This window comes from Escherichia sp. GZ89 (genome assembly GCF_019366485.1).
GTDB lineage: Bacteria > Pseudomonadota > Gammaproteobacteria > Enterobacterales > Enterobacteriaceae > Escherichia > Escherichia fergusonii.
In genome coordinates, this window is the sequence record NZ_JAEOHX010000006.1 from 29749 (window position 1) to 42993 (window position 13245).

Below are 13245 nucleotides of genomic sequence, written 5' to 3' on the forward strand. Positions count from 1 at the left end.
TTATGGACCGTATTATTCAATCTCCAGGTAAATACATCCAGGGTGCTGATGTCATTAATCGTCTGGGCGAATACCTGAAACCACTGGCAGAACGCTGGTTAGTTGTTGGTGATAAATTTGTATTAGGATTTGCTCAGGCTACCGTAGAGCAAAGCTTTAAAGATGCCGGGCTGGTTGTTGAAATCGCACCGTTTGGCGGCGAATGTTCACAAAATGAGATCGACCGTCTGCGCGGCATCGCGGAGACTGCCCAGTGTGGCGCAATTCTCGGTATCGGTGGTGGTAAAACCCTCGATACCGCTAAAGCACTGGCTCACTACATGAGTGTACCGGTTGCAATCGCACCGACCATCGCCTCTACCGACGCACCGTGCAGTGCGTTGTCTGTTATCTACACCGACGACGGCGAGTTTGACCGCTACCTGTTGCTGCCAAACAACCCGGAACGCGTTATTGTTGATACCAAAATTGTTGCTGGCGCGCCTGCACGTCTGTTAGCAGCGGGTATCGGTGATGCGCTGGCAACCTGGTTTGAAGCACGCGCCTGTTCCCGTAGCGGCGCTACCACTATGGCGGGCGGTAAGTGTACCCAGGCAGCTCTTGCGCTGGCTGAACTGTGCTACAACACTCTGCTGGAAGAAGGCGAAAAAGCGATGCTTGCCGCCGAACAGCATGTAGTAACCCCTGCGCTGGAACGCGTGATTGAAGCGAACACCTATTTAAGCGGTGTAGGCTTTGAAAGTGGTGGTCTGGCTGCGGCGCACGCAGTTCATAACGGCCTGACCGCTATTCCAGATGCGCATCACTATTATCACGGTGAAAAAGTGGCATTTGGTACACTGACGCAGCTGGTACTGGAAAATGCTCCGCTGGAAGAGATCGAAACTGTTGCCGCCCTGTGCCATTCCGTTGGCCTGCCGATCACGCTGGCGCAACTGGATATTAAAGAAGATATCCCGGCGAAAATGCGCATTGTTGCGGAAGCATCTTGTGCAGAAGGTGAAACCATCCACAACATGCCTGGCGGCGCAACACCAGATGAAGTATATGCCGCGCTGCTGGTAGCCGACCAGTACGGTCAGCGTTTCCTGCAAGAGTGGGAATAATCCACACCAAACTCCCGCGTCAGCGGGAGTTTTTTATCCGCTTCCGGACATTTCCCTCACAGAACATTCAAACGCTCTGAAGGTCGAATCTGTGAATATTTTTTCACGGACGAAACAGATGAAAGCTTCACTGGCGTTGTTCAGTCTTCTGACGGTATTTACCAGTTACTCCTTAAAATCTCCCGCTGTCCCACCAACCGTGGTACAAATCCAGTCCAACACCAATCTTGCCATCGCAGACGGTGCCAGACAGCAAATTGGCAGCACGCTATTTTACGATCCGGCGTATGTGCAGCTTACTTATCCTGGCGGTGATGTCCCGCAAGAACGCGGCGTATGTTCCGATGTGGTGATCCGCGCCCTGCGCAGCCAGAAGGTCGATTTGCAAAAACTGGTTCACGAAGATATGGCGAAGAATTTTGCCGATTATCCGCAAAAGTGGAAGTTAAAGCGCCCGGACAGCAACATCGATCACCGTCGGGTGCCTAATCTGGAAACCTGGTTTACCCGCCACGATAAAACGCGCCCCACCAGCAAAAACGCCAGTGACTACCAAGCGGGCGATATTGTCTCCTGGCGATTAGATAATGGGCTGGCACATATTGGGGTGGTTTCAGATGGCTTCGCCCGCGACGGTACGCCGCTGGTGATACATAACATTGGCGCAGGCGCGCAGGAAGAAGACGTGCTGTTTAGTTGGCAGATGGTGGGGCACTATCGGTATTTTGCTAAATGAGCGCTCGCCCCACCTGTAAAAAATTCAGATCCTTTTTACGCTGACGGCTTCTTTTTTCTTACGGCTCACCAGCGCCAGTGCCAGCACAATCAGCACAATGCCGCTACCTTCAACGGCCCCCGGATTTTCACCGAGCAGCCACCAGGAAAAGAGTACGCCGCAAACAGGAACTGCTAACGTGCTTAGGCTGGCGATACTGGCGGGTAAGTTTTTCAATACAAACAGCCATAAGCTCCAGGCCAGCGCTGTCGCCAGAATCGCACTGTAGGCCAGCGCCCAGAACACGGTGGGCTGCCAGTCAATTTCACGTTGCGGCACCAGTAAAGCGACCACGCTCATCACCAGCGCCGCATACAGCATCTGCCAGGATGTTAGCGACAATAAATCCACGCGCGGATGGCGGGCATACAGACGTTTAGCAACAATCGCGCTCGCCCCCCAACTGACACCGGAGAGGATTGCCAGCATGGCGCTTTTCATCGAGGAGAAATCGAGCTGCCACGGTTGTAACACCAGCAGTAAGCCAACGGCGGCAATAAGAATCGCGAAATATTGTCCGCGTCGCAGGCGTTCACCGAGAAACAACGCGGCGAAAATCACCACCCAGAACGGCATGGTATAGCTCAGGATCGCCACCTTCCCCGCTCCGCCGCTGACCAGCGCCCATTGTGCCAGGCCAATCATTCCGCAGGTTTGTAACAGGGCAATGGCTAAGGTGTATTTAAACGGTGTCGGGCGCATGCCGCGACCACGTAATAAAAGGACGATGAATAAAACGAGAGCGCCGAAAATGCAGCGTAAAGCGGTAAAGTCGAAGGCACCGATGTAGCTGGTGACTTGCTTCATGAAAATCCAGCTATAACTCCAGATAAGTGTGAGCACAACCAGGCCACTGATTGCCAGTGGGTTGCTCTTTCCTGCGGCAGACATGAGAGATCCAGTGTGTAGTTTTCCTGTGGACACTATACGCCGGTAAAGAAACTTCAGCGACTGCCTGAAAGACAGTCGCTGAAGAAGGTCAGATTACAGCAGGTCGAAACGGTCGAGGTTCATCACTTTCACCCATGCCGACACGAAGTCTTTAACAAATTTCTCGTGGGCATCACTGCTGGCATAAACTTCCGCCACCGCACGCAGGACTGAGTTAGAACCAAAGACCAGATCCGCACGGCTGGCCGTGTATTTAACTTCGCCGGTTTCACGGTCACGGCCTTCGAACAGCTCTTTCGATTCGTCGGTCGCTTTCCACTCGTAACGCATGTCCAGCAAGTTCACGAAGAAGTCATTGCTCAATACACCAACGCGGTCAGTGAAGACACCGTTTTTGCTGCCATCGAAGTTGGCACCCAGTACGCGCATCCCGCCCACCAGCGCGGTCATTTCCGGCGCGGTCAGCGTCAGTTGCTGGGCTTTATCAATCAGCAGTGACTCGGTGGTGGAAACGTCCAGACGAGCGCGATAGTTACGGAAACCGTCAGCAATTGGTTCCAGCAGTTCGAACATTTCAATGTCAGTCTGATCCTGACGCGCATCAACGCGGCCCGGCGTAAACGGTACATGAATGCTCAAACCTGCGGCGCTTGCGGCTTTCTCTACGCCAACCACACCAGCCAGCACAATGATATCCGCCAGCGAAGCTTTGCCAGACTCTTTCTGAATTTTCTCCAGAACTGGCAGAGCACGAACGGCTGCTGCGTTCACATCCCAGTCGCGCTGAGGCATTAATGCCAGACGCGCACCGTTGGCACCACCACGTTTGTCGCCACCACGGAAGGTTGAAGCAGACGCCCAGGCCACCGACACCAGCTCACTAACAGACAGACCAGAATCTGCAATCGCGAATTTCAGATCGATAATGTCCTGCTCGGTCGGGTTGTAGATCGGCTGCGGCAGCGGATCTTGCCAGATCAGATCTTCTTTCGGTACTTCCGGCCCGATGTAGCGAGATTTCGGCCCCATATCCCTGTGCGTCAGTTTGAACCAGGCACGGGCAAAGGCTTCGTTGAACGCCTGCGGATCGTTGAGGAAGCGACGAGAGATCTTCTCGAACTCAGGATCAAAACGTAGCGTCAGGTCGGTGACCAGCATTGTCGGTTTACGTTTCTTCGACGGATCAAACGGATCCGGGATAATTTCCGGTGCGTCTACCGCTTCGAACTGGATTGCGCCAGCCGGGCTGCGGGTCTGTACCCACTCATATTTGAACAGGTTCTCGAAGAAATAGTTGCTCCACTGGGTCGGTGTCTGAGTCCAGACCACTTCCAGACCAGAGGTGATGGCATCTGCGCCAACGCCGCTGCCGTAAGTGCTCGCCCAGCCTAAACCTTGTTCTTCAATCGGTGCAGCTTCTGGATCAGGACCTACGTTAGAAGTCGGACCGGCACCGTGGGTTTTACCCAGTGTATGACCACCCGCAATCAGCGCCACGGTTTCTTCGTCGTTCATGCCCATGTTGCCGAAGGTCGCGCGGATGGCCGCAGCCGCAGAGAGCGGTTCACCGCTGTGATCCGGGCCTTCCGGGTTAACGTAAATCAGGCCCATCTCGGTTGCGCCCAGCGGTGCTTTCGCCAGCGCTTCCGGATGACGGTGAGTCAGCCAGGCTTTTTCATCACCCCAGTTAACGTCCAGATCCGGTTCCCAGACGTCTTCACGACCGGCACCAAAACCGAAGGTACGGAAGCCGGAGTTTTCCAGCGCCACGTTACCCGCGAGGATAAACAGGTCGGCCCAGGAGATTTTCTGACCATATTTCTGTTTGATTGGCCACAACAGGCGACGCGCTTTATCGAGGCTTACGTTATCCGGCCAGGAGTTCAGCGGTGCAAAACGTTGCTGACCACGACCCGCGCCGCCGCGACCGTCGATTGAACGGTAAGTACCCGCGCCGTGCCAGGCCATACGAATAAACAGACCGGCGTAGCTGCCCCAGTCGGCGGGCCACCACGGTTGAGATTCTGTCAGCAGGGCTTTCAGATCTTTTTTCAGGCCGTAGTAATCTAATTTGCTGAATTCTTTGCGGTAGTCAAAGTCCTCACCCAGCGGGTTAGAACGATTAGAATGTTGGTTTAACAGGTCAACACGGAGTTGATTTGGCCACCAGTCGCGCGTGGTTGTGCCCCCACCCGCGCTCTGGTCGTGACCGCCCTGATGGAACGGGCATTTGCCAGTGGCTGTCGTGTTATGGATATCGTCTGACGTGCTCATCAATGTGCTCCCCTCTACAGTGTTACCGTTACGATACACAGCGTTAGAGAGAAGTTATAATTGAATTAATCCACGGATGCGATAGTTGAGATCTTACATATTGTTGGTTAAAGAGATGTAGATCAAATTGATCGTAATTAAGACTTTTTGATTATGTCCGATTTCGGACAAATGCTTTATAAAAAAGGTTTTAGCTTCGTATTCTTCAAGAAATGAGGGAGAAAACAAGGCTGACTACCTTATTTTCTCACTCGCATTTCGAGGCAGCATTTTGTGCTCTGTTTAAAATTTGTGATCACAGTGTGATTTTCACAAAAGGCACACTATTTATAAACCAGGACGAACACCCAGCGTATGGCAAATCGCATAACTCATTTCAGCGCGGTTAAGCGTATAGAAGTGGAAATCTTTCACTCCTTCACGGCTTAAAATCTTCACCATATCCATCGCGATATTTGCGCCCACCAGCTTGCGGGTTTCAGCATCGTCATCCAGGCCGTCGAACATTTGTGCCATCCACGCCGGAATACGCACGTTAGTCATGTCGGCAAATTTCTTCGCCTGTTTAAAGTTCGAAACCGGCAAAATGCCCGGAATAATTTCCACATCAATGCCTGCCGAGACGCAGCGATCGCGAAAACGCAGGTAGCTTTCAACATCGAAGAAGAACTGAGTAATGGCGCGGTTGGCTCCGGCATCCACTTTTCGTTTCAGGTTAAGCAAATCTGCCTGGGCGCTTTTCGCTTCCGGATGCACTTCCGGATACGCCGCCACTGAGATATCGAAATCCGCGACCTCTTTTAACAACGTCACCAGGTCAGAAGCATACATTTCTGGCTTACCACTTCCCGGCGGCAGGTCGCCACGCAGCGCCACGATATGGCGAATACCGTTGTTCCAGTAGTCGCGTGCAATGGTGCGCAGCTCGTCGGGCGTCGCATCAATACAGGTAAGATGTGGTGCTGCTTCCAGACCAGTGCGATCTTTAATGCCTTTAATAATGCTGTGCGTACGGTCGCGCTCGCCGGAGTTCGCGCCATAGGTCACCGATACAAACTTCGGTTTCAGACTGCTAAGGCGATCGATGGAGTTCCACAGGGTCTGCTCCATTTCACTGGTACGCGGCGGGAAAAACTCGAACGAAACGTTAATCTGCCCCTGGACTTCTGCCAGACTCTGATTCAGGGCATCCCGCTGGCTGGCGTGAAAAAAGCTCATACCTTACCTCATCAATCGCTTGTAGTTATATGTTGTGTTGTGCACATCTATCCGTTTAGACGTCCAGATGTAAAGATGAAGGAAAAGCTGAAGGGCGTCAACCGAAAAATGACCAATGATGGTGAGGAAAAATCAGGGAAGATGAAAAAAACTCATCTTAATTAGAGGTAATAAAGAGATTTCTTTATAGCGCAATCAACCTCACTCGTTTTGACTGATATACAGGCAACACAACGGCACCTGTTCTCATTCGAAAAACAACGCCCTGCCACCGGATGGTGATGCTAAAGCATCTGATTCGGCCTGCGCTCTCGTGTAGGCCGAATACAGAATCTGCGAAATCAACGGGTAACAAACAGTAGGGTCAACTCAGTGCGTACTTTTATTTAATATCTTTCACGCGCATACCGTTGATCTGTTCATCCGTGATGGTGTTACCCGCTTTAAAGTAATCAACCACCGCGTGATAAACGTAATAACCGCCCGTCGTATTGCGCGCTTTACCCTCGGTAAACGCGGTAAAACCATCTCCACCATCAGCAAGGAAACTCTGAGTGGCAATGTGGTAAACCGTCGCATCTTCAATCGGTTTGCCATTCAGAGTCAGCGAGATAACCCGCTGACCAACCGGCTTGCTGCTGTCGTACTTCATTTCCAGGCCTTTCGATACCTGTAAAACGCCATTACTTAAACTTGCGCCGTGTTCCATCAAACTGCGTAATTGTTTACCCGTGAGTTCCATCGTCACCAGTTCGTTGGGGAACGGGAAGGTACTGATGACGCCACCCATCGTAATTGCACCCGCCGGGATCTCATTGCGAATCCCACCAGAGTTGGTTAACGCCAACTGGGTATTTTTACCCGCCGCTGCCAGCAAAGCGTCTGCCGCCAGGTTCCCGAGAGAAGCTGATTCACCATAGGCACGTTTTAGTTCAACCGGCGATTGCGCCACCGTTTGTTGCACCACTTCATCCAGCTTTTTATTCCAGCCTTCGATCACCTGTTTTGTTTGCGCATCGGGCTTCCACTCATCGGCGTAAATGGTTTTAAGCTCGAAGTTTTTCACCGTAAAAGTGTGCGGCTTCTCTTTGTAGTCGAGAACCAGTTTACCCACATCAATCCCGCCGCTGTCAGTGGAAAGGATGAGCGTATTGCCGACTTTAATCGGTTCTGGCGTACCCACATGTGCATGTCCGGTGATCAAAATATCCAGCCCTTTCACCTGACTTGCCGTCTGAATATCTTTATCCAGTGCGCGGCGCACATCTGTGCCTCCCATACTGGACTGGCGGGCCGGAACACCTTCGTGAATCAGCGCAACGGTCAAATCAACCTTGCCTTTGAGTTCATCGATATAACGTTGTAGCCATTTAATTTCATCACGCGCCTCAATACCCACTCGCGTTGCCGCAGATACCGTATCATTAAAGGCAAATACACCGTGCAAACCAATCACGCCAATTTTCACGCCGTCTTTTTCAATGATGGTATAGGGCTTATCCCAGAATGATTTACTGCTGTTCTGATAAAAAACATTACCCTGCACAATCGGGAATTTTGCCTGACTCAACTGTAATAACGTATTGTCCCAGCCGTGATCAAATTCATGATTACCTATAGTGACCGCATCGAACGGCATGGTATTCATAATATCGATAATCGCCTTGCCTTTAGTCAGGCTGCTGATATACGGCCCGGTAAAATAGTCACCCGCATCAAAAAACCAGGTCACTTTGTTTTTAGCTTTTTCTTGTTTAACAAGCGTAGTGATATTTGCCCAGCCGCCAATATCCCGTTTACCGTCAGCAATCCACGGCACTTTATAAGGCTCTACATGTGCATGGAGGTCGTTGGTATAAATAATGGTGACATCTTTGGCGCAGGCCCAAAACGGCAGTGTTAATGCGATACCCGCAGCAAGCATTTTAATTTTCATAAATAGTCCCTTTCAGTGAGATAAAGGATTGCTACATTACGTTCTGAAAGAGTTATTTATGTGAGAGTAATCACATCCATAAGGGAGCGTTGCCGGACAAAATCAACGACCTTGTGAAATCGTTGGTGAAATATGTCGACTCTGTTTACGATTAATGCCTGCAAGTCGTTTGGTTGCCGTAATTTAGGACTACCAATATCTCCTGATTATAGCTGGCCTGATTATCGACTGGGTTATCCGGCATTGCACTGTCGGGCATGCGGAAGTTACCCGCCTTTGTTTGACGAGCAACAATTTCGTGACTGGCTGTCAGTTCACTTATCTACTTTTGCAACTGAGAAAGGCCATTTCTGCCCGGTATGTTATGGCACTGAGACGATTTGTTATGGTCACAATCCACAGGGATCGCAACGCATTCAATGTCGTAACTGCAAAAAAGTCTGGACGCCCAAACAATATCAGAAAGAAATAACGCCTCCCGAAATAATCGAAACGGTTGCTCTTCTGGTGCCATTTCAGGGAGCCAGCGGCGGGCAGAAACTGTATGTTTTAATGAGTTTTGATGCTCTTCGCGGTAATATTCTTCATCTTTCTACTAATTACACTCAGCATCAAGCTGGAGAAAGTTTGCATTATCGATACAGAGGAAATACAGAACCTGAGTTACACGACAATAGTATTGTACAACGCGTTGATATGCGCGAAACACAATTTCTACGGCGCAGTCAGTTTGATGAAATTCAATATGGCTGCGCAGCGCTCAAGCGCAATGCTAAAGGCGCTATTCTGCGTCCGGTTATCACTGCACACGGGCATTTCAGAGTACTGAATATTTTATTCCCTACAGTAAAAACACATGTAATTTCACACGAGTGTTTTTTAAGAGGTGCCATTATTACGGCCTGGGCAGATCTCTTTCGCCAACAGCAAGGTGAAATTTGGTTTATTGAAGAGGAAATAGCTGACGATACCGATAATATGCCCTTGAGTTTTCAGGGAACAACTTATCACGGTTGGTGGAAAAATCAGTGGCAACTCTGGGGTCAGGGAAAAAATCGTAAAATGGTATGTTCATTAACGGGCGGAAAGAGCAGCAAAGCCAAAATGCTCTCTTTAGCAACCAGCAGACATTTTATCCACTGGCTACATAAACAAGCCGTATTTACTCACAGCACCCCGCTTTCCGCAGGGCGCGTAACGAAAATACTGCTTTCTCTGGCTCAGGATTACAACAACTGCGCCAGACGGTTAATATCCGACTGAATTGCCCCAGCGGTGACGTCGCGTCCCGCGCCTGGCCCACGGATCACCAGCGGATTATCGCGATACCAGCGGCTTTCGATGGCAAAGACGTTATCGCACGGTAGTAGTGATGCCAGCGGATGGTCTTCACGCACCGCTTCCACGCCTACTCGCGCTTTGCCGTTGGCATCGAAACGCGCCACGTAGCGCAACACCAGCCCCATTTCACGGGCCGCTTCCAACCGTTGTACCATCTGCTCATTAAGTTCATCACCATTTTCAAAGAAATGGTCGATGCTTCCCCCTTCGCAATGGGTTGGCACCAGTGATTCAACACGCACCTGGTCCGGTTCAATGTTGTAACCCGCTTCACGCGCCAGAATCACCAGCTTGCGCATCACGTCTTTGCCGGAGAGGTCATCACGCGGGTCAGGCTCGGTTAAGCCCTGCTGCCACGCCTGATCCACCAGCTCGGTAAACGGCACGCTACCGTCGAATTGCAGGAACAGCCAGGAGAGTGTGCCGGAGAAGATCCCGCTGATCGACAAAATAGTGTCGCCGCTGTCGATCAGATCGCGCACGGTATGGTTGATCGGCAAACCTGCGCCGACGGTGGCGTTGTATAGCCAGTGACGCCCGGTTTTTTCGAACGCGTCGTGGATCTGGCGATATTTATTGCTGTCGCTCGCTCCCGCCAGTTTGTTGGCACTGATGACGTGGAAACCGTGGCTGGCGAAATCGAGGTATTGATCGGCCAGTTGCTGACTGGCGGTAACGTCCAGCACCACTAAATCATCATACGGATGGGCACGCATCCACAGGAACAGCGACTCTTCATCCTGCTCGACGGCTTCATCATTAAAGAAGGCTAGCGCGCGGCTGGCGTCCAGCCCGTCATAGCTCAACAGGCTACGGCGGCTATCTACCACGCCTGCCAGCACAAATTCAAAGCCGGTGCGCGCCGAGAGCGTGCTCTGCTCACGGGCGAACAGTTCCAGCCAGCGGGAACCGATATTGCCCTTACCGAACAATACCAGGCCGATGCGTTTTTCTGCGCGGAAGACGGACTGATGCAGCCCCTGAATCAGGCTTTCGGTCGGCCCGGTGCGCAGTACTGCCACCAGGCTGATGCCGTCATCGGACTGCCAGGTAAATTCGACCGGCTGGCCTTTCAGTTGCTGCCAGAAGCGGTGGCAATGCAGCGGGTTGCGGGTGACGCCTGCACCAACCATCGCCACCAGCGCCAGCCCCTGGCGCAGACGCAGTTCGCCGGGTAATCCTGCTTCGTCGAGGATTTTCAGCGCACTGTCGGCCACTTCCGAGGTGTAGCAAAATTGCAGCAACTGGCGATCATTATGTACGCCAACCGCCAGTGGGCGCACCTGAGCACGTTTCAGGATTTGGTCGATCTCTTTATGCGCCAGTTTGAAATCCTGACTGGCGGGCACCTGAAACTCAATCAAACAAACATCATCGTGGCTGGTGACAATACGCGCGCCAGTACCGGAAGCCAGCACGCGTTCAATGCGCGTGGAACCTTGATCCGGCGTGTAGCTACAGCGCAGTTGTAGGTCGATTTCACTACCGGATACTGGCTGTAAAGTACGGGCGTGAAGAACGGGGGCCGCCAGACGCGCCAGTTCGCTGGCTTCATCAAGACGCAGCAATGGCAGCAGACAGGCATCTTTCACTTTACGCGGGTCGGCACTATATACCCCGGCGACATCGCTCCAGATGGTTACGCGGGAAACACCCGCCAGCGCACCGATTTGTGTCGCGGAATAGTCGGAACCGTTACGCCCCAGCAGCACCGTTTCACCTGCGTTGTTACGGCTGATAAATCCGGTCACCACCAGGCGTTTGCCCGGATGTTGCACCAGCAGTTGTTGCAGCAATGGGTACGAAAGGCCTTCATCAACCTGTGGCTGCGCGGCACGTTCAGCGCGTAAAAACTCGCGGGCATCAAGCCAGGCTGCAGGCAATCCTTGTTGATTAAGCACCGCAGACATTAAGCGTGCCGACCACACTTCACCGTGGCCCACCACTTCCGCATACACCGCATCGTTAATACCGCTGTCGAGCAACGCCGCCAGGCGCTCAAGATCGCTGATAAAGGCACTAATGAGGCTATCGGCTTCTTCGGCGGGTAGCAGGCCGCTAATCAGATCGCACTGATAACGACGTAGCGTTTGTTGAACCTGATGCGCAGAGAGACGATCGGTCTGGCTTAGTTTCAACCAGTTAATCAACTGGTTAGTGGTGCTACCGGCGGCGGAAACCACCATCATATCGTCGGGCTGAGAGTACTCCGCCATAATGCCCGCGACACGCAAATAACACTTCACATCAGCCAGACTACTGCCACCAAATTTATGCAGTTGACGACCTTTCGCCCCTGCCTGCGCAATCACACTCATTTTTACCCCTTGTTTGCAGCCCGGAAGCCATTTTCCAGGTCGGCAATTAAATCTTCGCCATCTTCAATACCGGTGGAGATACGCAGCAGCGTCTCGGAGATCCCGGCGGCAGCACGCGCTTCTGGTGCCATGCCTGCATGTGTCATGGTTGCGGCGTGAGAGATTAAACTTTCCACTCCCCCTAATGATTCCGCCAGCGTAAACAACGACAACCCGCCCAGGAAACGACGCAGCGTCTGCTCATCGCCATCCAGTTCAAAACTCAACATTGCGCCAAAGCCTTTTTGCTGGCGCGCGGCAATTTCATGCCCCTGATTTTCCGGCAGCGACGGGTGATACAGTTTTTTCACCAACGGCTGGGTTTGCAGATATTTCACAATCGCCTGCGCGTTGCGCTGCGCCAGCTCCATACGCGGCACCAGCGTTCGCAACCCGCGTAGCAGCAGATAGCTGTCAAACGCGCCGCCCGTCACACCAATATTGTTTGCCCACCAGGCCAGTTCGGTGACAACGTCCGGGTCTTTAGCAATCACCACGCCAGCCACTACATCTGAGTGACCGTTCAGATATTTCGTGCATGAATGCAACACCAGATCGGCACCCAATGCCAGTGGATTTTGTAATGCCGGGCTTAAGAAGGTGTTATCCACCACGCTCACCGCCCCGACTTCCCTTGCCAGATGGCAGATTTTCGCAATATCCACGACGCGTAACAATGGATTACTTGGGCTTTCTACCAGTACTAGTTTGGGTTTTTCTGCCAGTGCAGCCTGCAATGCCTGCTCATCTCCTTGATCAACAAACAGCACGCGATAACAGCCGCGTTTCGCCAGGCTGTCGAACAGGCGATAGCTGCCGCCGTAGCAGTCGTGCGGTGCAACCAGCAAATCGCCAGGTTTCAAAAAGACGGTTGTTACCAGGTGGATGGCAGACATGCCGGTATTAGTCAGCACTGCACCAGCACCGCCTTCCAGTTCTGCCAGCGCACGCTGAACCACATCGCGCGTTGGGTTGCCGCGACGCGAGTAATCATGCGCGCGCGGTTCATTAAATCCGGTAAAGTTATAGGTGCTGGAAAGATGGATTGGAGGGACAACGCAACCATACTGTTCGTCGTCATTTAACCCGCTACGCACTGCGATGGTGGCCTGTTTACGCGTCATGTGATGAAGTTCCCTGGGCTTTGTCGGTGAAATCTCAGGCACCAGAGTAAACATTGTGTTAATGGACGTCAATACATCTGGACATCTAAACTTCTTTGCGTATAGATTGAGCAAATCCCAAATAGCCGTTAAAATTATATGCATTATCACGCCAACAGGTGCATTACACGATGTCACGGTAACGCCTGTACGGTAAACTATGCGGGTTTACGGTCAGTACCCA

General features: G+C 52.1%; 9 protein-coding genes. 3 read left to right on the forward strand and 6 right to left on the reverse strand.

Annotated elements, in window-relative coordinates; translation table 11 throughout:
* Positions 1-2 precede the first annotated feature (2 nt).
* Together gldA and K0335_RS11450 are read left to right on the forward strand one after the other, a co-directional pair.
* Positions 3-1106, forward strand: coding sequence for a bifunctional L-1,2-propanediol dehydrogenase/glycerol dehydrogenase (gene gldA, locus K0335_RS11445; RefSeq protein ID WP_000373980.1), 1104 nt, complete (start codon positions 3-5; stop codon positions 1104-1106).
* Positions 1107-1224: 118 nt separating this feature from the next.
* The gene (locus K0335_RS11450) at positions 1225-1842 is read left to right on the forward strand and encodes a DUF1287 domain-containing protein (RefSeq protein ID WP_104920038.1); all 618 of its coding nucleotides are present in this window, start codon (positions 1225-1227) and stop codon (positions 1840-1842) included.
* Between the two features lie 24 nt (positions 1843-1866).
* Here the strand turns inward: K0335_RS11450 and yijE are convergent, their stop codons facing one another.
* From yijE to K0335_RS11470, 4 genes are all read right to left on the reverse strand, one after another.
* Complete coding sequence (gene yijE, locus K0335_RS11455) at positions 1867-2772, reverse strand: cystine transporter YijE (RefSeq protein WP_104920037.1); 906 nt, start codon at positions 2770-2772, stop codon at positions 1867-1869.
* 93 nt (positions 2773-2865) lie between these two features.
* Positions 2866-5046, reverse strand: a complete 2181-nt coding sequence (katG, locus tag K0335_RS11460; protein WP_024256978.1) for a catalase/peroxidase HPI — start codon at positions 5044-5046, stop codon at positions 2866-2868.
* Positions 5047-5373: 327 nt separating this feature from the next.
* The gene (metF, locus tag K0335_RS11465; protein WP_000007523.1) at positions 5374-6264 is read right to left on the reverse strand and encodes a methylenetetrahydrofolate reductase; all 891 of its coding nucleotides are present in this window, start codon (positions 6262-6264) and stop codon (positions 5374-5376) included.
* A gap of 382 nt (positions 6265-6646) precedes the next feature.
* Positions 6647-8200, reverse strand: a complete 1554-nt coding sequence (locus K0335_RS11470) for a bifunctional UDP-sugar hydrolase/5'-nucleotidase (protein WP_219393832.1) — start codon at positions 8198-8200, stop codon at positions 6647-6649.
* Positions 8201-8332: 132 nt separating this feature from the next.
* On the opposite strand from K0335_RS11470, the gene K0335_RS11475 reads away from it, so the two are divergent.
* A complete protein-coding gene (locus K0335_RS11475) occupies positions 8333-9463 on the forward strand; it encodes a cytoplasmic protein (RefSeq protein WP_104920035.1) in 1131 nt (376 codons plus the stop codon).
* Here K0335_RS11475 and metL read toward each other — a convergent pair.
* A complete protein-coding gene (gene metL / locus K0335_RS11480; RefSeq protein WP_000110761.1) occupies positions 9427-11859 on the reverse strand; it encodes a bifunctional aspartate kinase/homoserine dehydrogenase II in 2433 nt (810 codons plus the stop codon). The genes K0335_RS11475 and metL overlap by 37 nt on opposite strands.
* A 2-nt stretch (positions 11860-11861) precedes the next feature.
* Positions 11862-13022 (reverse strand): cystathionine gamma-synthase, encoded by a 1161-nt coding sequence (gene metB / locus K0335_RS11485; protein WP_001353720.1) that lies wholly within the window; start codon positions 13020-13022, stop codon positions 11862-11864.
* Between the last annotated feature and the right edge of the window lie 223 nt (positions 13023-13245).

Bases quoted from the DNA above. Each gene is read 5' to 3' on its own strand.
- gldA (WP_000373980.1), top strand. From the start codon at position 3: ATGGACCGTATTATTCAATCTCCAGGTAAATACATCCAGGGTGCTGAT.
- K0335_RS11475 (WP_104920035.1), top strand. From the start codon at position 8,333: ATGTCGACTCTGTTTACGATTAATGCCTGCAAGTCGTTTGGTTGCCGT.
- metB (WP_001353720.1), bottom strand. From the start codon at position 13,022: ATGACGCGTAAACAGGCCACCATCGCAGTGCGTAGCGGGTTAAATGAC.
- metL (WP_000110761.1), bottom strand. From the start codon at position 11,859: ATGAGTGTGATTGCGCAGGCAGGGGCGAAAGGTCGTCAACTGCATAAA.
- katG (WP_024256978.1), bottom strand. From the start codon at position 5,046: ATGAGCACGTCAGACGATATCCATAACACGACAGCCACTGGCAAATGC.
- yijE (WP_104920037.1), bottom strand. From the start codon at position 2,772: ATGTCTGCCGCAGGAAAGAGCAACCCACTGGCAATCAGTGGCCTGGTT.
- K0335_RS11450 (WP_104920038.1), top strand. From the start codon at position 1,225: ATGAAAGCTTCACTGGCGTTGTTCAGTCTTCTGACGGTATTTACCAGT.
- metF (WP_000007523.1), bottom strand. From the start codon at position 6,264: ATGAGCTTTTTTCACGCCAGCCAGCGGGATGCCCTGAATCAGAGTCTG.
- K0335_RS11470 (WP_219393832.1), bottom strand. From the start codon at position 8,200: ATGAAAATTAAAATGCTTGCTGCGGGTATCGCATTAACACTGCCGTTT.